20 protein-coding genes, 1 tRNA gene and 1 pseudogene are annotated in these 20,350 nt (G+C 61.5%); 7 read left to right on the top strand and 15 right to left on the bottom strand.

Annotation, left to right across the window (positions count from 1 at the left end; all coding sequences use genetic code 11):
- Window positions 1–317 (top strand): annotated as a pseudogene (locus BLU74_RS14665) (DDE-type integrase/transposase/recombinase); the annotation flags it as partial.
- 876 nt (window positions 318–1,193) lie between these two features.
- The gene (locus BLU74_RS14670) at window positions 1,194–2,147 is read left to right on the top strand and encodes a glycosyltransferase family 2 protein (protein WP_089768659.1); all 954 of its coding nucleotides are present in this window, start codon (window positions 1,194–1,196) and stop codon (window positions 2,145–2,147) included.
- 11 nt (window positions 2,148–2,158) lie between these two features.
- On the opposite strand, the gene BLU74_RS18600 is transcribed toward BLU74_RS14670, so the two are convergent.
- The 5 genes from BLU74_RS18600 to BLU74_RS14690 all read right to left on the bottom strand — a co-directional run bounded on the left by BLU74_RS18600 (window position 2,159) and on the right by BLU74_RS14690 (window position 7,902).
- Window positions 2,159–3,058, bottom strand: coding sequence for a hypothetical protein (locus BLU74_RS18600; protein ID WP_139175847.1), 900 nt, complete (start codon window positions 3,056–3,058; stop codon window positions 2,159–2,161).
- Between the two features lies 1 nt (window position 3,059).
- Window positions 3,060–4,415, bottom strand: coding sequence for a sulfatase (locus tag BLU74_RS14675; protein WP_089768662.1), 1,356 nt, complete (start codon window positions 4,413–4,415; stop codon window positions 3,060–3,062).
- On the bottom strand, window positions 4,408–5,427 hold the full coding sequence (locus BLU74_RS14680) for a glycosyltransferase family 4 protein (RefSeq protein WP_089768664.1): 1,020 nt from the start codon (window positions 5,425–5,427) through the stop codon (window positions 4,408–4,410). The genes BLU74_RS14675 and BLU74_RS14680 overlap by 8 nt, the downstream gene beginning before the upstream one ends.
- 29 nt (window positions 5,428–5,456) lie before the next feature.
- On the bottom strand, window positions 5,457–6,482 hold the full coding sequence (locus BLU74_RS14685; RefSeq protein WP_139175849.1) for a glycosyltransferase: 1,026 nt from the start codon (window positions 6,480–6,482) through the stop codon (window positions 5,457–5,459).
- A 265-nt stretch (window positions 6,483–6,747) separates the two neighbouring features.
- Window positions 6,748–7,902, bottom strand: coding sequence for a glycosyltransferase (locus BLU74_RS14690; RefSeq protein ID WP_089768668.1), 1,155 nt, complete (start codon window positions 7,900–7,902; stop codon window positions 6,748–6,750).
- Between the two features lie 105 nt (window positions 7,903–8,007).
- Here BLU74_RS14690 and aglJ point away from each other — a divergent pair, with 105 nt between their 5' ends.
- Window positions 8,008–8,928 carry an S-layer glycoprotein N-glycosyltransferase AglJ gene (gene aglJ / locus BLU74_RS14695; protein ID WP_089768845.1) on the top strand — a complete coding sequence of 307 codons (921 nt, stop codon included), beginning with the start codon at window positions 8,008–8,010 and terminating at the stop codon, window positions 8,926–8,928.
- A gap of 195 nt (window positions 8,929–9,123) precedes the next feature.
- Here aglJ and BLU74_RS14700 read toward each other — a convergent pair whose 3' ends face one another.
- On the bottom strand, window positions 9,124–9,447 hold the full coding sequence (locus BLU74_RS14700; RefSeq protein WP_089768670.1) for a DUF5789 family protein: 324 nt from the start codon (window positions 9,445–9,447) through the stop codon (window positions 9,124–9,126).
- 118 nt (window positions 9,448–9,565) lie between these two features.
- Between BLU74_RS14700 and BLU74_RS14705 the strand changes: the two genes are divergently transcribed.
- Window positions 9,566–9,778, top strand: coding sequence for a ribbon-helix-helix domain-containing protein (locus BLU74_RS14705; RefSeq protein ID WP_089768672.1), 213 nt, complete (start codon window positions 9,566–9,568; stop codon window positions 9,776–9,778).
- Window positions 9,779–9,824: 46 nt separating this feature from the next.
- Here the strand turns inward: BLU74_RS14705 and BLU74_RS14710 are convergent, their stop codons facing one another.
- The gene (locus BLU74_RS14710) at window positions 9,825–10,238 is read right to left on the bottom strand and encodes a JAB/MPN domain protein-containing protein (protein WP_089768675.1); all 414 of its coding nucleotides are present in this window, start codon (window positions 10,236–10,238) and stop codon (window positions 9,825–9,827) included.
- 81 nt (window positions 10,239–10,319) lie between these two features.
- Window positions 10,320–11,006, bottom strand: coding sequence for a hypothetical protein (locus BLU74_RS14715; protein ID WP_175454670.1), 687 nt, complete (start codon window positions 11,004–11,006; stop codon window positions 10,320–10,322).
- Between the two features lie 125 nt (window positions 11,007–11,131).
- Between BLU74_RS14715 and BLU74_RS14720 the strand changes: the two genes are divergently transcribed.
- Window positions 11,132–11,446 carry a hypothetical protein gene (locus BLU74_RS14720; protein ID WP_089768679.1) on the top strand — a complete coding sequence of 105 codons (315 nt, stop codon included), beginning with the start codon at window positions 11,132–11,134 and terminating at the stop codon, window positions 11,444–11,446.
- Window positions 11,447–11,550: 104 nt separating this feature from the next.
- Here the strand turns inward: BLU74_RS14720 and BLU74_RS14725 are convergent.
- From BLU74_RS14725 to BLU74_RS14735, 3 genes are all read right to left on the bottom strand, one after another.
- Window positions 11,551–11,625: transfer RNA gene (locus tag BLU74_RS14725), tRNA-Val, on the bottom strand.
- 61 nt (window positions 11,626–11,686) lie between these two features.
- Window positions 11,687–12,220 carry a cob(I)yrinic acid a,c-diamide adenosyltransferase gene (locus BLU74_RS14730; protein ID WP_089768681.1) on the bottom strand — a complete coding sequence of 178 codons (534 nt, stop codon included), beginning with the start codon at window positions 12,218–12,220 and terminating at the stop codon, window positions 11,687–11,689.
- Complete coding sequence (locus BLU74_RS14735) at window positions 12,217–12,468, bottom strand: glutaredoxin family protein (RefSeq protein ID WP_089768683.1); 252 nt, start codon at window positions 12,466–12,468, stop codon at window positions 12,217–12,219. The genes BLU74_RS14730 and BLU74_RS14735 overlap by 4 nt, the downstream gene beginning before the upstream one ends.
- 94 nt (window positions 12,469–12,562) lie before the next feature.
- Between BLU74_RS14735 and BLU74_RS14740 the strand changes: the two genes are divergently transcribed.
- The gene (locus tag BLU74_RS14740; protein ID WP_089768685.1) at window positions 12,563–12,751 is read left to right on the top strand and encodes a zinc finger HIT domain-containing protein; all 189 of its coding nucleotides are present in this window, start codon (window positions 12,563–12,565) and stop codon (window positions 12,749–12,751) included.
- A 21-nt stretch (window positions 12,752–12,772) separates the two neighbouring features.
- Here BLU74_RS14740 and pyrF read toward each other — a convergent pair whose 3' ends face one another.
- Window positions 12,773–13,651 (bottom strand): orotidine-5'-phosphate decarboxylase, encoded by an 879-nt coding sequence (gene pyrF / locus BLU74_RS14745; RefSeq protein ID WP_089768687.1) that lies wholly within the window; start codon window positions 13,649–13,651, stop codon window positions 12,773–12,775.
- Window positions 13,652–13,888: 237 nt separating this feature from the next.
- Here pyrF and BLU74_RS14750 point away from each other — a divergent pair, with 237 nt between their 5' ends.
- A complete protein-coding gene (locus BLU74_RS14750) occupies window positions 13,889–14,323 on the top strand; it encodes a DUF7573 domain-containing protein (protein WP_089768689.1) in 435 nt (144 codons plus the stop codon).
- A gap of 24 nt (window positions 14,324–14,347) precedes the next feature.
- On the opposite strand, the gene BLU74_RS14755 is transcribed toward BLU74_RS14750, so the two are convergent.
- The 3 genes from BLU74_RS14755 to mutS form a co-directional block, all read right to left on the bottom strand.
- Window positions 14,348–15,550 carry an MFS transporter gene (locus tag BLU74_RS14755; protein WP_089768692.1) on the bottom strand — a complete coding sequence of 401 codons (1,203 nt, stop codon included), beginning with the start codon at window positions 15,548–15,550 and terminating at the stop codon, window positions 14,348–14,350.
- A gap of 143 nt (window positions 15,551–15,693) precedes the next feature.
- Complete coding sequence (gene mutL, locus BLU74_RS14760) at window positions 15,694–17,385, bottom strand: DNA mismatch repair endonuclease MutL (protein WP_089768694.1); 1,692 nt, start codon at window positions 17,383–17,385, stop codon at window positions 15,694–15,696.
- Window positions 17,378–20,302: a DNA mismatch repair protein MutS gene (gene mutS / locus BLU74_RS14765; protein ID WP_089768696.1), complete on the bottom strand. Its 2,925-nt coding sequence runs from the start codon at window positions 20,300–20,302 to the stop codon at window positions 17,378–17,380. The genes mutL and mutS overlap by 8 nt, the downstream gene beginning before the upstream one ends.
- Between the last annotated feature and the right edge of the window lie 48 nt (window positions 20,303–20,350).

The raw sequence follows: 20,350 nt of genomic DNA on the forward strand, positions 1-20,350 counted from the left end.
ATCTCCTGCATCTGCGGCTGTTTTCAACGACGACGACCGCATTGACCGAGATCTTTCTCCGTGAACTGCGCGAGAAACACGATGTCGAATCCGCAGTGTTTCTGGTCGATGGCGCTCAACACCTCCAAACTGCGCTGGCCAGAGCTTCACTCCGATTTCAAACCGAACGGAATGGAAATCGGAATGCCATCGAGCGAATCTTTCGAGAACTCAAGCGTCGCACCTCGTCGTTCTCCAACTGTTTCAGCCACGTTGAGCCGCAAACCGCCGAAAATTGGCTCCAAGCATTTGCCGCCTGGCTCAATGCTCCAAACTAAACACGACCCGTCGATGAGAACGAAGATACTCGCGCTATTTCTGCGAGTCTCAGCCCTTGTCCTCAGCAAGAGTTGTAGTCGCCGGAGTTACGCCGAGCGATCTGGATGCCGTACGTTTTCCTATCCTATGGTTAATATTGATATCTACCTGATGATTTATAGCAATCAATAACGTCTCTTTTCAGCTTGTCGAGTGTGTGACCTTTTCTGGACACGCATAAGAACTGCCTTAGCGACGCTCGAAGAACGTGCTGTCGATAGCTGCATAACCAGAGATATTTGATATCACTACCAAATATGCGAGAAGCAGTTGTCAGAGCATCAAGCTCAAGTCTTGATATCACTCACAGGGCGTTGATCAGTCTGGAACGTCCTTGTAATCTAAACCTAGCGTATCTCGAATGATGGCGTCCGTTCCAGCAATGTTTCCGGACTGCAGTAGGTTTCTTTCGCATCGATACGATGTATATGCATCGCAATCTAGAACGCTTCCGAGAACCCGTTGCTCCGGACGGTAGTGTCGGGTTCGTCTAGCTCCTCAAAACGTGGTTGACAAGTTCGGTACACTTCAGAAAAGGTTGCTTTCTCTCTCAATCCACAAGACGACGTTCAAACCCCAAGATTGGCCGATCTCAGTTACTCAGTCCGGCGATTCAACAAGTTCCAATTAAATCAAGACTCCAGTCATATTATGATCGTATATGTGTTTAGGGAGGCGAGTCGCTCTAAGACAACCGACTGTGATGAAGAGGTGTTCCGGATCCGATCTATAGGCTAGCTCAGGAAAGAAATTGTTTATTCCTTTGGGGGTGAGAGAGTGAAATACCGAACGATTCAATCCCTGGGTGGAAAAATGAGTATTGAAATCATCCTACGATGACACGAGTCAGTGTAAGTATTCCCTGCTACAATGCGGTATCGACAACACGTAAAGAGCGATGGCTCCGAGAGAGCATTGAGAGCGTCCTCAATCAGACATTGACCGATCTCGAACTCCTCCTGATCGATGATGGATCTACGGATGGGACTATCGAAGTTCTCAAAGAATATACTGATGATGATCGCGTCACCTGCATTCGACAGGAAAACAGAGGGTATGCAGGTGCCCGGAATACTGGTCTTGAAGAGGGTTCGGGCGAATACTTTGCCTTCATTGGACAAGATGACCGCTGGCTCCCCGAGAAGCTTGAACGTCAACTGGCTATTATCGAAAAAATGGGTGCAGATATTCTTCACTCAAACGTGTACCACATTGATGAGCAAGGGAACCGAACTGGGATCAGACGAAGTGAACGCCCGCCAGAACAGACCAATAATGAACGATTCATACGGGAACTGTTCTTGGGAAACTTCATATGTATTCAGTCAGTGACAGTCCGGCGCGAAGCTATCGCTGGACATCGGTTTGATGAGAATCTACATATCAACTGTGACCACGACATATGGTTAAGGCTCGCCGATGAATGTGATATTCAGTATTTGGACGAACTGCTCTTGGAGAAACGGTATCACGGTGATAATACCAGCGGTAATTACGAGCGGATGTTCGAAGAACGCAAGTATATTGCGGAAAAAGCAGTAGAGTTGTACCCATTTCTTGCATCGCTTCAAGACCGCAAACTTGGGGATGCATATTATATGTATGGGAAGGATTCACTCGAACACGGAGAAGTTTGGCGTGCACAGCGATCACTTCTAAAGGCTATCCGTTACGATCCGTCCAACGCAGAGAGCTATGCTACACTACTGATGAGCCTTCTCGGTTCCCGAGTCGGGAGAAAACTCGTGTCTAGGTTCTCGAACCCACGTCCTGGTCGATCGTGGAAATGACTACAGAAGAATCAGAAGTATCCTAAATCGGCGAGATGATCTCGGACTGCCTCTTCTTTTTTTGTCACCTCACCGATTTCTTCGCTTTGGATTTCAGGACGGTTATCAGACTCGATCACACCCCACGGGACGTCTACAAGTCCGGGGTGACGGACACCACCGGGATGACCATACAATCGAATGAAGACTGGATATGTACGCTCTCCCAATAGATTTCCGTGGTCGGAAGTAACGATGGCTCGACCGGGAATCTTCTCTGCTAGATCGAACGCATGTTCGATGACAGCCTCTAAATTTCGACGATAAAGATCCCACACGGTTTCACAATCAACATTTCCGACTGCTAGTGCTTGCCAAGGATTGTCGGTGAATCCTTCGCTGAAGCGATCCTCCGAAACGATGAAAGGCCGATGAGGTTGGAGATAGTGAGCGACAATCCGTTTGTTGGGGTAGTCGCGACTGGCAACCCGTGCAGCCTCTGAGATGTCTTCGGGATACGGGACGCCATCGGTAGACTGCCAAACCTCAATCATCCGGTGAAATGTTGGATCAATCGCCTTTGAGACCTGTCCGTTCGAAGCGATGTAGACCGTATCTCCGAACTCTCCGTTACCGAAGTTCTGTCGAGCCCATTCTGGAGTTTTGCTTCCCGGGCTCTTCACTCGTCGATAGCTGTCGAACCGATCAGTATCTACCACCTCCTCAAACAGGTCTGCTCGGCATCCATCGAGAACAATCAACAGATCCCAGTCGGCTTCAGAGACGTACGTTGAGCCGCTACGTCTAGGGTAGATGTTTACCTGAAATGTCCCGTTGACTCTGTGGCCTACCCGATGCCGCCACCACATCGGATCTTTATAATTTTCCCGAAATTCGTCGGCTGCGTACGCTAATTTCTCTGTCAAACTCATATCATTCAATATATCCGAGCTCTCGAAGTCGCTCTTCGGTGTGTTCGTCCACTTTTTCACTCCCACTTTCGACGTTGTGAACTTCTTCGTTTAACAATTCGATGAGCTGATCCTCAAGTTCAGTGGGGTGTTCTCCCCACCGATCCTCACGCTCCATCGGATCTTCAGTTCGGTAATACGCCTCCCAACTCTCCTCGGGGAACGGCTTCGCACCCCAGTTCCCTTCAGGATGATACAGCACTTTCCATTCCTCACCAACGACAGCAGCCATCCGATCCCCGTCTTTCATCACGTTTTGTACGGTGACGTAGTCTCGGTCGGTACGTTCGCCGTCAAGCAGAGATGATCGATTACCCGGACGGTGGTCGGTGTCAGCGAGATCAAGGATCGTGCTTCCGAGGTCTAACAGTGAGGTCGGACCGTCGATGTGACCGGTTTCACCGACATTTGTCATTACTAATGGGACGCGAGTCACGGTATCATACATTAGTGGTCTGTGGCCGTAATTCGCGTGTTCGCCGAGTTCATCGCCGTGGTCGCTGTGAATAATTAGTGGAGATCGGCCATACCCTTCCACCTCAAGTTTCTTTGTCAGCCGATCAAGGAACACGTCTGCGTATCGAATTGTGTTATCGTAGGCGTTGACGATGGCAGGTCGACGTTCCCCAACGAGATCTCGATATCGACGCATCGCGTAGTTCCAAGCATACGTCTCGCGGATCCCCGGTTGATCCCAGTGATGGTGCTCTGGAGGAGCGTACCACGGATGGTGCGTGTCGATTAAGAGAACCCACAAAAAGAACGGTTCAGGTGCGTTCTCAATGAATGCGGCGATGTCGTTCCACATCTGCTCCCAATGTGGTGGCGTCGCACCCACAGCGGTCCGTTTGAGATCAACGACAAAGTTCGCCAGATCAAATCGTTGGAGAAGATCATACACCCGTTTTTTCAATCCTGATTCCGTGCTGTCGTCAGAGTCCCAGAGGTGGTCTTCATAAATGTCCCAGCCGCGATTCCAACCGAATGAAGAACTGACTAACGCGTTGAAGTGAAATCCACCAGTATGGTATCCTTCCTTTTGAAGTAATTCCGGGAGAAGGGTCCGCCCTTCGTTCGCTGTCCGCCAATGCTCCGGATTCGGATATTCCATACTCCCGGTCGCGTGCTTCCCTGAGAACATTCCAGTAAAGCTGGCTGGGGTTCCAACGGCGGGTACCTGTGCGTTGTGAAACACCAGTCCCCTATCGGCTAATTTATCCAGCGTAGGGGTTGTTTCACGCCCGTATCCGTACCTTGAGACGTGATCCGCACGGACACTATCCCACGATACAAGAACGATGTTCGGTTTATCAGTCATTGACGATGGTTACTTCGTACTCTATGTCCTCAAGAAGATTCCGTAACTCGAACGCAAACGCCTCCAGTCTCGACGGCTCATCGAAGCCTGACCCGTAGTTATGTGCCCGCCGACCGAGCTCCTCACGCCGAGCAACTGGAAGGCCAAAGTACCAATCGATCCCTTGCGCTAGGGCAGCAGGAGTAGGGTTGACAACAAGCCTCCCTGAGACACCCCTGGCGAGGGTGGCGGTCCCGACTGTATGCGTAGTAAGGACCGGAAGACCCGCACAGAATCCTTCGAGAGTCGCAACCGGAAAGGCTCCAACTGAGGCTGGGAACACGAGTAAAGACGCAGATTCAAATAATTCAATTAGACGGTCTTCAGTCACGAATCCGTAGGTTTTGATTTGTTCGGTCTCTTCGATTTCTTCCGTATCTGGTCCGACAAAATCAACAGTTGTCTCCGTTTCGGTCAGGGAAAGCGCCTCAATCAACCGGTCCTGACCATTCTTTTCGCGATATTTCCCGACACAGAGGATCCGCGTTGTATCGAGCGACGGGTCGATAGATTTGAGTCTGTCGTACCGGTCAGATTTGACGAATGGATGTGTGACCCGCACCGGCCCGCTGGTATACTGTTCGGCTATCGTCGCGATACGTTCACTTACAGCAAGCGTCCCGTCAATAAACCGCTGAGAGATACGGTGTGCTAACCGACTTGTTCGGGTTCTACTCGGCATTGGATTAATAAGGTCGTGGTATGTCGAATCTGCCCCTAGTGCGATGAGAGGACCACACCGACCCAATATTTTCACGACTGCTCCCTCAGCAAGGGGAACGCCACCCTCAACAATAACAGGACGTTCGCCGAAGTCTCGATTACGGCCGGATTGGATCCGAGATATCGGGCTTCCGGTTTCACACTGAATTAATTCGGCACCGACATATGACGCCATCCTCTTATGAACGGGATGTGGGTCGTAGTAGAGGAGAACTGGTTGAGGGCGGAACTTCAGACTCTGTCGGGCCATCTTAGTAACAGAAGCCTCACCACGTCTACTTAAATATACGCCACTTCAACAAACTCCTGCAGCTCAGTCCGAAACCGCTCTGCTCCGAATTGCTCTGCAGTTTTCCGGAGCCGACTTCGGTTCCAATCCTGCTCGATAGCGTCTCGTATTCCGTTCGCGACAGCACTCGGTTCTGGATCAACGAGTACGCCAGTTTCTCTGCTGATCTGGTTGTTCGTATTCGGTTCGTCAACACCGACAACCGGTGTCCCCGCCGCGAGGTACTCAATTGGGGTAATTCCGAAATCTTCACGTTCAGCCAAGAATATCCCTGCAACGCTTTTTTGAACCGTACACCGTAATGTATCATCATCCACATATCCGAGTATATCGACATTCGAGGGCGAATCTCTTTCGACTTTCTTACGAAGCGGCCCATCGCCGATTAATTTAAGTGTGTAATCCGGGATATGACGCATCGCCTCAACAGCGAGCGTAGTCCGTTTTCTATCTTCAAGTCGTCCGACCATTACTACTTGACCCTCAACGCGGTTGGAATCGGTAGAATATTTTTCGACATCCACCGGTGGGGAGAGGATACGATCCACTTCGCGGTTATAGTGACGGAACGCTCGTGTTGACGTCAGTTCGCTGTTTGCGAGTATGTGCGGGATAGATAATGTCTCGACCCGATCTATAGTCTTGACCGTGTAATCAAACAGGCCACCTGTGAACCACAGCGACGATAGAGGCGGATGGTGAAGATAATGAATACGGAGTTGATCATCGTATGGTTGGAAGAATTTCGTCGCAGGGCCACTAGTAAGTACGCAGTCGTACTCGCGAATATCAAGCTTTAGCATCGACAGGGCAGTTCGAATACTATTAAAAGTACTATCTCGCGAAGTGGACCGGAGAATCTTCACGTTGTTTGGAACTCGTCTCGACCACCACTCTCGATCCATCCCAGAAAAGCCTACAAAAAGATCTGCATCAAGCGCTCGTGCAGCTTCAATGACGACACGAACAGCACCACCTGGATGAATTGTCCCATCGTGAACGACTGCAGTTTTCACCAATAGTGGTTAGATCAGTTCAGTTCTAAGTTTATCGATATACTGGTGCACTGTTGGATAGTCTATATTTGAGGCACTGATAATTAAATATAATCGCTTATTTGACTTTTATTTGATTAGACCGTCTTCCCAGATAGAAGACATATCCATCAGCTGGGTCAGATACAACCATCCACAGAGTGGTGTGGTCACTCTGACAGCACTATCACATTCATCAAATAGGTCAGTGACAGTATTTTTCATTCTGACTCCCAGATTGGGTTCTTTATTCGAATGCGTCTCGCAGTTCATCATCGACGTCCCACACCGCAGAACCCCCACCGCGCCACAATTTTACCGCAGCGAAGACCAGAGACACCTGCGTGTCGAACACGGCATACACGGACTGCAGTGGCCCCAGCCTATCCCGCGAACCGAGGAAGGTGAACGCCCCAGCAGACGCGGGCACCACGAACCCCAGCGGCCCCGTGAGGAGTATCCCAGTAACCGTCGCTAGCCCCAGACTCGCAGCCAACAGCCACGGCGACACCAACATAAACCACCAGTTGAACGGCAACACGACTCCACCATACAGCCCGTACCGGCCCAGTATCCCGCGGTTCCGAAGCAATAGCCGAATCAGCCCCATCGCGCGGCGATCCTTCTGTGTCCGACGCTTGCCGAACGCCGAGTGCGACGCCTCCTTGTACCGAATTTCGGGGTCAAACACGACCCGCTTCCCACTCTTTCGGATCTTCAGCGCGAGTTCGGTATCGTCGGCGATCGAATCCGGATCAATCGGTACGATCTCCTCGTTCTCGAACGCCGAGAAGGGCCCGTGGAAGATGAGCGTCGAGTCGAGATGTGACTCCAGCGTCTGAATCGTCGCTTGCACGTCTCGATAGCCCTCCTCAACCTCGCTGCCGCCCAGCACGTCGACATTCCGACCGGTTACGGCACCGACATCTGGATCGGCCAAGTTCGCCGCAGCTTCTCGAAGCGCATCGGCCGCAAGCTTCGAATCGCAGTCGGTCTTGACGACCATCTCATTCGACGCCGCGGCGTAGGCATCGTTCAGAGCCGGCGCGAGCCCACGACGCTCGTCCTCTTCAAGGAGCGTCAAATCGGGCGTCTGTCGGTTCGCGAAGAACTCCCGAATCACCGTTCGAGTTTCGTCGTCGCTGGAGTCAACGACGACGACCTCAACCTTGTCCATCGGATAGTCGAGCGAAACGATATCCCGAAGTTTGTTCTCGACAATCCGCTCCTCGTTGTACGTCGGCAGGACGATGCTGACTGTGGGTTCAGCGGGCTGTTTGTCCGCAGGTGAGCCCTGTGGATCCCAGATTTTCGCGAGAGCGAGATAGATAACATACGGAAGCCCTGTCAGCGACAGCAACGCTGCGACGGCACTGACGAGTCCGCGAACGATTCTTCGCATATCTCCCTCTTCGCCGACCGGTACAAAAACCCCAGCGGTCCCGCCGGAACCTGAATCACACCGTTTCCGGAACCACTTTCACCTCTCCCCGACCCACTCCCGATGATGGAGTACGACGACGTCTGCGTCCTCGTGCCGACCTACAACGAGGCCGAGACGATCGGACGGGTCGTCGACGACTTCCGGAGCGCGGGCTTCGAGGACATCCTCGTCGTCGACGGGCACTCGGAGGACGGCACCGACGAAGTCGCCGCAGAGCACGGTGCGCGCGTCGTCTACCAGTCGGGATCGGGAAAGGGCCAAGCCGTCCGCGAGGGAATCCGCGACCACGTCGACCGCGAGTACGTACTGATGCTCGACGGCGATGGGACCTACCGCGTCGAGGACGCGGAGGCGATGCTCGAACCGCTTCTCGCTGGCGACGCGGAGCACGTCATCGGCAATCGCTTCGCGGACCTCCGCGAGGGCGCGATGACCCGGTTCAATCAGTTCGGGAACCGAGTCATCAACCGCGGATTCGCCTTCGTCCACGGCGAGAACTTCGGGGACATCCTCTCGGGCTACCGCGCATTCACCCGCGAGTCGTTCCTGCGGATGACGCTCTCCTCGGACGGCTTCGGCGTCGAGACGGAGATGGCCGTCGAGTGCGCGAAGCACCAGATTCCCACGACGGTCGTGCCCATCTCGTACCTCCCACGGCCGTCCGGTTCGGACACGAACCTCCGGCCGATCCGCGACGGCGGGATCATCTTCCTCGAACTGTACCGCCGCGCGAAGACCAACAATCCGCTGTTCTACTTCGGGAGCCTCGGTGTGCTCTCGACCGTCAGCGGGGCCATCATCGCCGCCTACGTGCTCGTGGAGTGGATCACAGTACGCGTCCCGCACGAGATCCTGGCTGTCGTGTCGGGGTTCGGCATCATCGTCGGCGTCCAGCTCTTGATGTTCGGCGTCCTCGCCGACCTGGTGCTGTCGCTGCACCGCGAGACCCTGCAAAAGATCGAAGAGGAAAACGGCTCCGAATAGGACACCGCAGTATCTCCGACGTCGAGTCGGGAGAATGCGGAGCCCGTGAATAAAAAGACGCCTGAGAACAAGCAATCAGTAGTCGCTCCGTATCGCACCGCGAGGCTCGCGAACGCGAGCCGAGCGGCACTTTTTGATCCAGATTTTTGCGCCGAGCGGTTCGCGGAGCGAACCCGAGGCCGAAAAAGGTGGGTTCTAGAACGGAAGCAGCGCCCGGAGCTGTGAGAACAGGCCGCCACCCGACTCGCGATACTCCTCGAGGACGGGATGCAGCGCGTCGAGGAGTTCCCGTTGCGTGTCGAACTGACTCCGATTCACAGCCGCAAGGGCCTCCGAGAGCGCAACCGCGTTCCCGTTGGCGTCGTACGGAATCGCGGGGTCGCCGAGCGCCCGGACGATCTCGTCGGTAGTGGCAGGAAACGTGAGGTTCGCCTCGGAGAGGTAAGGGGTAAGCGCCGCGATGCCGAACTCCAGAGAGTCGGGCTCGTCATCGCCCTGCTGCGGTGGTCTGACAGCCATTGAGGAGGGTTAGGACCGCGGGGAGTGAAAAACCCCCGGCTCCGGCAGATGAGCCAGCGTCCCGGCGAACCGCCGAGTCCGCAGGGTTTTGTGGCCCGGTCGCGTCATTTCGCCAGGGATGACCGAATACACCACCGTCTCGATCCCGAAGGACCTGGCCGACCGCGTCGACGACACGATCGAGGGGACGAGTTTCTCGAGTACGAGCGATCTCGTGCGGTTCCTCCTCCGGAGCATCGTGATCCAGCACCAGCGCGAGGGCGAACTCACCGAAGCGGAGTTCGAGGACATCGCCGCCCAACTCGCCGATCTCGGCTATCTCGATCGCTGAGCCGGACGCGAGAGCGACGCGGGCGGTCGGCAATCAGTCCCAGCCGCTACTGTAGCGTCTCCTGCGGGGGCTCAGAATCGAGAACGTCGAGGTCGAGTTCGCGGTCGTTGCGGTCGAATGCCGCACAGGAGGATCGGTCCCACGGGGGCACTGCGACGACGACCGCAGCGGCGAAGGTGTCCTCCCGCGTGGCCTCGAGTGGGCCCTGCGGGTGTGAGACGAACCGCGCGCGGCCGCGACCCGCTGGAGTTCCGAGGTCGACGCCGAAGACCGCCGCGACCGACCCGCTGGCGTCGGGGAAATAAAAGTGCGTCAGCACCGGCGTGTCGTCGTCGAGCGCGAGTTCGCTCTCGAACTCACCCGCCGGCGTCGACGCGAGCACGACACTGACGGACGACGGCTCTTCGGCCTCGGCCATCTCGAGTAGCGCGTCGAGGAGCCCGCGGGTGATGTACACCACAGCGGACGAACGGCGGGCAGAAGCAAAACCCCGTCGGACGCTGGCGACCGATGGCCCGCGTCCGAGGCGGGTGCGAGGCGTCTACGACAGGAGTTCGCGGATCATCTGGCCGTAGGCACCCGGCATATTGGTCCGCGCGTCGTCGAGCGTCCGCCGCAGCGTTGACGCGGCGTCGTTCATCACGCCTGCACCGTGCCCCACGAGGATCCGGTCGGGATCGTACCGCGTGAGCGCTCTCCGCGGCGGGATCGGTCGCAGAACCGGATGGACGCCGAGTCGCTCGCCGGGCGCACAGAAGAACGACGCGGTCCCGACGGCTTCCGGGACCAGCAGCGTGCCGTCCTCGCGGTGGACCAGCCCGACTTCCTGCCACCGGGGAAGACTCGAGTCGCGGATCTTGACCGGCTCGAAGCCCGAATCGCCGAGCTCGCTGCCGTAGCGCTCGACCGGGGCATCGAGTTCGCGTTCGACGTCCGACATCCACCGCGGGAGATAGACGGGCACCTCGTGGCGCGTCGCGACCGCCGCGGCGTCGCGCTTGTGTCGATCGAGCCCGAGGACGACGCCCGCGACGTCACCGAACTCGGCCAGCAGTTCGTCGAGGTCGGGCGCATCGACCGGGTCGATCACCCAGACGCCGCCCTCGTCGCCGACCAGCGCGTGGCTCGCACGCTGCATCTGTTCGTCGGGGTAGGCGATCCACCCGACGCCACGGTCCCAGCGGTCGATCTCTCGATACCCGTCCGTCTCGCCGCCCTTCATTGGCATACACCTCGTTCGGAACGCGACGGGCATAACTCCGCCGTCCGCGACTGTCGAAGGCTTGAGCCCCTCGTCGTCACCTGGCGAGAACCGCGGCAATATTTATCACGAAGTATGGTGTACGTTGTCGTATGTGGGGGCGCATATATGAACCGATTCAGGGAGGCGGACAGCATCGTGAGGACCCAGAGTCACGGGAGGTCCCCGATTCGGACACTGTCACTCCGATCGAGCACTACACCTGCAGTCTAATCGGGTTCGTCGTGATGCTCGTGACGGGTGTCGCAGTGTATCCCGCGCTGGCGGGCGCGGCGGAATCGCTCCAGATGCTCTCATCGACTGCGATCGCGTTCGCGTTGTTGTTGCTGTGGCTCGTCGCGTGGTTGAGCATCGAGGTGGCCTGGGAGTGGCGTGCCGGGCGGGTTTCGTTCGGTGGGGGAGAGTGAGCGTCGACGACGGGACGCTGCCTGCCGAGGAGCGCAACGACCTGTCGGGATCCGATAGTAATCAGGGGTCTCTTCAGTTCCTTCATACGTGTCAGGAAAACGAGTGGGTCGGGGCGGATTCGAACCGCCGGCCTGCTCCGTGTGAAGGAGCCGTCATAACCGGACTAGACCACCGACCCGTGCATCGGCCCTTCCCCGTGGCCGGACTTAAGCGTTCTTCTTCGGCGTCTTTCGCGACGATCAGTACGTCGGCGACTCCTCGGGCACGCCCTCACGGGCGTTGACGAGTCGGCCCAGGACGAACAGCGCGTCCGAGAGACGGTTGAGGTATCGGATGGCTTCGCCGTTCACCGGATCGTCGGCCGCGAGGTCGACTGCACGGCGTTCGGCCCGCCGGACGACCGCTCGTGCGTGGTGGAGCGTCGCCCCCACCTCGCTCCCACCGGGGAGGATGAACGATTCGAGCGGATCGAGTTCCTCGTCGGCCTCGTCGATCGCGTCCTCGAGTTCCTCGACGTGGACGGTTTCCACGGCGGGATCGTCGTCGTCGGGCGCCGGATTGGCGAAGTCCGCCTGGACGATGTGGAGGTGGTTCTGGACGCGTGCGAGGACGTCGTCGATGTCGTCGTAGCCCGTGGGTCGGGCAGTGCCGATCAGGGCGTTCGCCTCGTCGACGGTGCCGTAGGCCTCGATCCGGGGACTCGTCTTCGAGACGCGGGACATATCCCGGAGGTCCGTCATTCCCTCGTCGCCGCGGCCGGTGTAGATCTTCATTGGCGTGCGTCCGCCAGAGTCTGTTCGACGTACTGGCGGATGTTCTCGCTCTCGTTCATCGTGACGCCGCGCTCCTCGTCGATGAGGACGGGGACCGCGCGCTGGCCGCTCACGCGCTTGACCTCGTCGCGTTCGGAGTGCAGTCCCTCGACCCACTTCGTCTCGTAGTCGATGTCGTGATCGCGCAGCGCGTCGTGGACTGTCTCACAGTACGGACAACCGTCGAGCGCGTACAGCGTAATGCCCATATTCGTTCATCGGCCGCGGGGACAAAGAGCGTTGCTCGTCCCGGTGGCCGGGGCGCCCCCGCGACTCAAGTGGGCGCGCCCGCAACGCTGCGGTATGAGCGTGACCGGCGTCTGTCAGGTGTGCGAACAGCGCGAGGCCGAGTACGTGTGTCACCGCTGCGGGGCCGCCGTCTGTTCGGTGCACTTCGAGCAGGACCGTGGCCTCTGCGTCCACTGCGCCGATCCCCAGGGGCGCGACGACGTCTTCGCCGAGAGCGACGAGGACGTTCCGGAGTTCCGGTGAGCCGAACCGTCTCGCCCGACCTCACGCGTCGTCGTTTCGGTACTGATTCAGCCGCCGCTTCAGCCGCCGCGCCGCGTTCCCGGCAGTCTTCGCGAACGCCTCGCCCTCGTCCTCGCCGGCGAAGATGATCCCGCGCGAGGAGTTGACGAGTCCGACACCGACCCCGGACGACGTCCGGTCCGCCGACGAGTCTCCGTCGCCAGGGTCGCCCGCTCCGTCCAGTTCGGCCAAGCCGTGCTCGACGGCCGCCTCTGCGTCGCCACCCTGAGCGCCGATGCCGGGCACGAGAAACGGGAGGTCGGGGACCTGCGCGCGGATCGACTCCAGTTCGTCCGGCGCGGTCGCGCCGACGACTAACCCGACGTTCCCGTGTTCGTTCCACAGGTCAGCGAGGGCGGCGACCCGTTCGTAGACTGCCTCTCCGGAGTCGAGTTCGAGGTCCTGCAGATCCGCACCGCCCGGGTTGGAGGTGCGACAGAGGACGAAGACGCCCTTGTCTTCGCGGTCCAAGAACGGCTGCAGCGAGTCTCGGCCCATATACGGATTCACGGTGATGGCGTCGACTTCGTCCAGCAACTGCGCGTACTGCCGCGTGGTGTTGCCGATATCGGCGCGCTTCGCGTCGAGGAGGACGGGGACGTCTTTGCCGTGTGCGTACGCGATCGTCTCGCGGAGCGCTCGCCACCCTTCGGCGTCCTCGTAGAACGCCGCGTTCGGCTTGTAACAGGCGGCGTGTTCGTGCGTCTCGTCGATGATACGGCGGTTGAACGCCCACTGCGGGAGGTCCTTTTCCGCGAGGTGGTCCGGAAGTCGCGAGCGGTCGGCGTCGAGTCCGACCGAGACGACGCTGTCGACCCGCTCGATTCGGTCTGCCAGTCGCTCGAAGAACGGCGCGGTCATATCCGGACCTGTCGGCCGGGCACCGAGTACGTTTCCATTCTGTCGAGATCCAGCGCGAGCGTTTATATACGAACCCGAGGCCAACACCCCCGTGACGTAGTAGCAGTCCCACGTCGGACAGCGGGAGTCCGGCACGTCGGCGTGGGCACGGATCGGGGTCACGTGCCGGCTGTTCGCCATCGAGCGCCACACGCGGGGTCCACCAGCGCTAAGTCCGCGCCGCGACTCGAGACGACTATGAGTCGAGAGGGCCGGGACCGATCGCTCGAGGAGTTCGTCGGTGCCGACGATGGGGGCCCACCGGACGACAGCGAGTCCGATTCCGAGGAGACAGAGGGATCCACGGATCACCGCGGCGCGGAGGAGTCCACGGAGCGCCGCGACGCAGACGGCGACACCGGCGGCGACGCGGACGGTCGGACGACGGGCGAGGAGACCGCGACCGACGACGCTGTCGGTGACGAAACCGCGGCCAGCGAGGCTGTCGGTGACGAAACCGCGACCGACGGCGAACGGCAAGCCGTCGACCCAGCGGAGGCCGAGCCGGCGACGGCGACGTATCGCTGGGAGCCGTCGGGTGTCGAGTGTCCGCACTGTGAGACGGTCGTCGAACGGCTGTGGATCGCCACCGGTTCCGAGGGAGCAGTGTGCGTCGACTGCAAAGAGTGGTAGGTCGCGGCCGGCGTCGTCGATCGATCACTCGGACGGAAGTCGGAGCGTCAACAGCACGACGACGAGCACCACGCCGCTGAGGAGCCAGTAGCCCTCGTCGAAGTACCCGCGATCGGCAAGCAGTCCGAACAGCACGGGGCCGGCCGCGCCGAGCGTCGCGGTTGCGGTTCGGACGACGCCGAGCCCGGTCCCGCGAATCTCTTCGGAGAACGCGTCCGAGAAGTACGACTGCGTGATCGCACCCGAACCCAGCATCGGACTCACGACGACGGTGACGGCGATGAGCGCTGCGAACCCCTCGACGAGTGGCAGGACCGCAAAGCCGACGACCGGGCCGGAGAGGACCGCCACGAGCGACCACCGGAGTCCGACGCGATCGTACGTCGCCCCGGCCACCGGCTTGACCACGACACCGACCGCGAAGAAGAGACTGAACAGCAGCGACGCCGTCGAGGAGGCGAGCCCCTTCTCCTCGACGAGGTACGTCGGATACAGGCCCGTGAACGCCTGCCAGATGAGGATGTACAGAAAGAGGATGAACGCGATGAACACGACGTTCTCGCGGCTGAGTTCGGCCAGAACGTGCCTGGCGGTATCCATCGAGAGTGTGTCGATGCCGCCGTCGGTGTCGGCCTGGGCGGGGAGCGCCGCCCACAGCGCAACCGCGCCGACGACGAGGAGCGGCGCGACGAATCCGATTCCCGCCTGCCAGGCGATAGCCGCCGCGAGCACGCTCGCAATCGGTGGAAAGACGGTCTGCCCGAGGTCGCCCGTGGCCATCGTGGCGCCGAGCGCGCTCCCGATCCGATCGGGATAGATGTCGGCGAGCATCGTGATTCGCGCGATCGGATACAGCGACTGTCCGACACCGATCAGTGCGGTCGCCGCGAACAACGCCAGCGCCGTCGGGGAGAGAACGAGCGCCCCGATCGCGAACGCGACGACGAGCGCGCCGGCGACCATCATCGAGCGCTCGCTGTAGCGATCGGCGAGGATGCCACCGGGAAGTTGGCCGAGCGCAGAGCCGAGCCACAGGATCGTCACCAGGAGTCCGGCGACGGTGAGGCTGAGTCCGTACGACTCACGGAAGTACGGGAGGAGCACGGGGTAGATCATTCGCGTTCCGAGGAGGACCCCCCAGGTACCCGCGATCGTAGCGAGCGACCGGCCTTTGCCGTCGCCGACGAGCGCACGCGCTTCCTGAGTGACTGAGGCGGCGAAGCTCATACCGGGCCACCGATCCAGCGGACGACGACTCTCCGACCGACGTTCATCGACCGACGCTGCTCACGACGGAGCCAAATCGTTACCGGATCCCGTCGCTGCGAGGGGCGCGATTCGATGGGGAGCAGAGACCGGTCCGGCGGCACTCACCGATCCATCCGCGTTCCGCGTCGGCCGAACCCACGGACGAACGTCGCCTCGTCGATCGTGAGCACCGTCGGCCGGCCGTGCGGGCACGCGTACGGGTTCTCGCACGCGCCGAGACGTTCGACGAGTTCAGTCGCCGCGTCGTCGGGCAATTCCGTCCCCGCCTTCAGCGAGGGATGACACGCGAGGTCCTTCAGCAGGTCCTCGCGGCCGTCGTCGGGGGTCTCGCCGTGACGAAGTGCGTCGATCGCGTCGCGAACGGTCTCGGGGGCGGCCGTTCGTCCCAGCGGAGCGGGGACCGAGTGAACGCGGACCGACGTCTCACCGAATAAGTCGACGTCGTATCCAACCGCAGCGAGGGCGTCGCGATGGGGTTCGATCGCAGCGGACTGAGCGGGTGTCAGCCGAACGCGCTCGGGCGGGTCGACGGCCACGCTCGGGACGTCGCCGTCGACGGCCGCTCGGAGCCGCTCGTAGTTCACTCGCTCGTGCGCCGCGTGCTGGTCGACCACGAGGAGGTCGGAACCGCGTTCACAGAGCACATAGAGGTCGCGGAACTGCCCGAGCACGCGTACGTCGGTGAAGTCCGAGTCGGCCCCCTCGAGGGGTTCCAGCGACGCGTCGAGATCCGTCGAGAGCGACTCGGCGTGGCGCACGTCGGCGGTCGAGAGCGCATCCCCGACGGTCGACGCGATCACCGATGCGACGGCCTCGGCGTCACGGAGTCGGACCTCCCGCTTCCGCGGGTGGACGTTGTGATCGGCCCACGCAGTCGGAAGCGAGACCGAGACGACCGCGATCGGGGCGCGGTCATCGGGCAGGAGGTCGCCGTATCCCTCGACGACGGCGCGACGAAGTCGGGCGTTCCGCACCGGCCGGCCGTCGACGGCGACGTAGACGTGATCCTGGCGAGCGCGGGTGGTCGACGGATGCACGAGGACGCCGCGAACCCCGATCTCGGCACTGGAGGCCGTGGTGGTGGCATCGATTGCCGTCGACCGGGCCGCAGCCTCGCGGTCGTACACCCCCAGCAGTGCGTCGTCGAATTCGCCCGTTCCCGGCGTCGAGAACACTTCCGAGTCGTCGTGGGTGAGCGAAACGGCGACGTCCGGACGGATCAGCGCGTACCGCGAGACCACGTCGCTCACGCGAGCGAACTCGGTGCGCGAGGCGGCCAGTGACTCCCGGCGCGCCGGTGTCGACCCGAAGAGATCCCGGACGGTGACGGTGGTCCCGCGCCCGCGTCCGACCGCCTCGACGCTGTCCGCGCCGGGACCGCCGGCCGCGACGACGCGGGTCCCGCGTGGGCCACCGTCGTTCGTCACCACCTCCAGCGTCGCCGCAGTGGCGATGCTCGGTAGCGCCTCGCCGCGAAAGCCGAGTGTCTCGACGGCGGAGAGTTCCGTGTCCTCACGGAGTTTACTCGTCGTGTGCCGCTCGACCGCGATTTCGGCGTCAGAGCGGCTCATCCCCTGCCCGTCGTCGCGAACGCGGAGCCGTTCGGTACCGTCGCCGGCGACAGCGACGTCGACCCGGGACGCACCCGCGTCGAGGGCGTTTTCGAGCAGTTCGACGACGACGTCGGCCGGCCGAGTGATCACCTCCCCGGCGGCGACGCTGGCGACCGTCTCCTCGCTCAGTCGCCGCACGGCCGCGTCGCGCGCCGTCGCGTCCGAACGCTCGTCACTCATCTAGTTGCCGGCGTAGGCGTTCGAGCGTGTTGAGCGCTTCGAGCGGCGTCGTCCGCGCGACGTCGAGGTCCCGCAGTTCCGCGAGAACCTCGCGTTCGTCGTCGCCGAATCCGTGTCCGGCGTCGCCGTCGAGTTCGAAGCGGTCGCCGTTCGACGCGTCGTCGAGTCCGTCGACGTACGCTGCGAGGGTGTCCCCGCGCTCGTCCGGAGACGCGCCGCTCGCGTCGGTGGTCGAATCCTCAGAGGGTGAGGCGCCCGAGGGGTCGTCCCTCCGCGAATCGGACGACGGCTCCGTCGACGACGCTCGCACGTACTCGCGTGCGCGAGCGACGACCCGATCCGGAACCCCTGCCAGTTCCGCGACCTCGACGCCGTAGGACGACGACGAGGGCCCCTCGGCGACGCGGTGGAGGAACGTCACGTCGGTCCCCGACCCGGCGTCGCCTCCGGCCCGGCTCTCCGTCGGCGTGGTGTCGTCGGCGTCACCCGTCCCGCTATCGGCGGCGTCGGTCGTCCCCTCGTCGCCTTTGCTCACGGTGAAGTGAAGGTTGAAGGCGTCCGGCAGGTCGGCAGCGAGATCGGTCAGGTCGTGATAGTGGGTCGCGAACAGCGTCGTCGCGCCGACCTCGTCGTGAATGAACTCCGTCGTGGCCCGGGCGATCGCCAACCCGTCGGTCGTCGAGGTCCCGCGACCGACCTCGTCGAGGAGGACCAGCGACTCCTCGGTCGCGTCGTGGAGGATGTCGGTGAGTTCGGCCATCTCGCGCATAAACGTCGACTGCCCGCCCGCGATGTCGTCGGAGGCGCCGACGCGGGTGAAGAGGCGGTCCAGGACCGGGAGTTCGGCCGCGTCCGCCGGGACGAAGCTCCCCGCCTGTGCGAGCAGGCAGATCAGCGCGACCTGCCGCATATACGTCGACTTCCCGCTCATATTCGGCCCGGTGATCACGGCGACGTGCCCCGCCGCGAAGTCGATCCCGTTCGGGACGAACTCCGCCTGCGTGCGCTCGACGACCGGATGTCGGCCCGCGTCGATCCGGAGCGTCGCCGCGCCCATCTCCGGGCGGACGTAGTCCCCGCTGGCGGCGACGGCGGCGAACGCTGACAGGACGTCCAGGCGGGCCAGCGCGTCCGCGAGCGACTGGAGCCGGTCGGTCTCCTCGGCGACTCGCGAGCGGACCGCCCGGAACGTCTCGTACTCGAGGGCGTCGGCGCGCTCGGACGCGGAGAGGATCTCCTCTTCGCGGCGCTTCAACTCCGGGGTGTAGAACCGCTCGGCGTTCTTCAGCGTCTGTCGGCGGGTGTAGTCGTCGGGGACCCGATCGAGGTTCGGATTCGTCACCTCGATGTAGTACCCGTGGACCTGGTTGTAGCCGACTTCGAGGGAGTCGATGCCGGTCCGCTCGCGTTCGCGCGTCTCGAGGGAGTCGACCCACTCCCGGCCCTCTCGCTCGGTCGCGCGGATCTCGTCGAGTTCGTCGTCGAAGCCGTCCCGAATCACTCCGCCTTCGGTGATCTCCTGCGGCGGGTCCGGAACGATCGCCCGGTCGATCAGGTCGCGGACGTCTGCGAGTTCGTCCAGGTCCGCGCGGAGTTCGGAGAGCGCCGCAGATTCCGCGTCCTCGAGCGCCGCCTTGATTTCGGGGACGACGGCGAGCGTCGCCTGCAGCGACCGGAGGTCGCGGGCGTTCGCTCGCTCGCGGGAGACAGTGGCGGCGAGGCGTTCGATGTCGTACACCTGCGACAGGTAGTCACGGACGGTCTCTCTGACCAGCGGGCGGTCGAGCAACTCCGCGACGGCGTCGTGACGGCGCTCGATCAGGTCCGCCTCCACGAGCGGTCGGCGGAGCCAGGACTCCAACGTCCGCCGCCCCAGGGCGCAGGCAGTCCGATCGACGGCGTCCAAGAGCGTCTCGCCGCGACCCGGCCGCCTGGAGTCGAACAGTTCTAAGCTCCGCATCGCCGTCCCGTCGACCCGGAGCGACGCCCGGAGATCGTACCGGCGGATCCGCGAGACGTACGAGAGCGCGCCGTCGTCGCCCTGCGTGTACTCGGCGTAGTCGAGCAAGGCTCCGACCGCTCGGCGCTCGACCGGCGCGTCGAGAACGGCCGTCGGCTCTGCGACGTACGCCGAAAGCGTCGTGTCGGCCCGATCGAGATCGAACGTCGCCGGGTCGCGCTCGGTCACCATCGTCTCGAAGTCGAACGTCCCGGGATCGACGGGAGCGTCGGGGCCGACGAGTATCTCTGCGGGTGCGAGCCGTTCGAGTTCCGTCCGGACGCGGTCGGCGGGTGCGCTCGTCACCTGACACTCGCCCGTCGAGACGTCGAGCGTCGCGAGAGCAGTCGACGCCGCTGTGTCGTCGCCCGCGCTGTGTTCGCCCCCTGTGCCGTCGCTCGCGCTCCCGTCGCCGACGACCGCGCCGAGGTACGTCGCGCTCGCGCGGTCGAGCAGTTCGTCGTCGACCACGGTCCCCGGGCTGACGACGTTCGTGACCGCGCGGTCGACCAGCCCGGTCGCCTCCTCGGCGTCCTCGACCTGATCGGCGATCGCGACGCGGTACTCCTCCTCCAGCAGCGATTCGAGATACGACGCCGCGTTGTCGATCGGGATCCCCGCCATCGGGTAGGTGCCCGTCGAGTCCTCCCGCTGGGTCAGCGTCACCTCACAGACCCGCGCGACCGTCTCGGCCGCCTCGCAGAACGCCTCGTAGAAATCACCGACCTGGAAGAGGACGATCGCGTCGGGGTGATCGTCGCAGAGTTCGAGATACTGCGAGAGCATCGGCGTGAGCTCCTCGCGGCGCTCCAACAGCGTCCGCGGGGGCCCTTCAGGCCGCGGCGCTTCCTCGTCGGGCGACGCTGCGCCGACGTCCCCGGTCCCTGCCTCGCTCGTGTCGGACTCGGCGCGTTCCATACCTACCGGACGGCCGTCGAAGACCAAAAGCGGACGGGAAGCAGGCGC

Source organism: Halobellus clavatus, assembly GCF_900107195.1.
Lineage (GTDB): Archaea > Halobacteriota > Halobacteria > Halobacteriales > Haloferacaceae > Haloquadratum > Haloquadratum clavatum.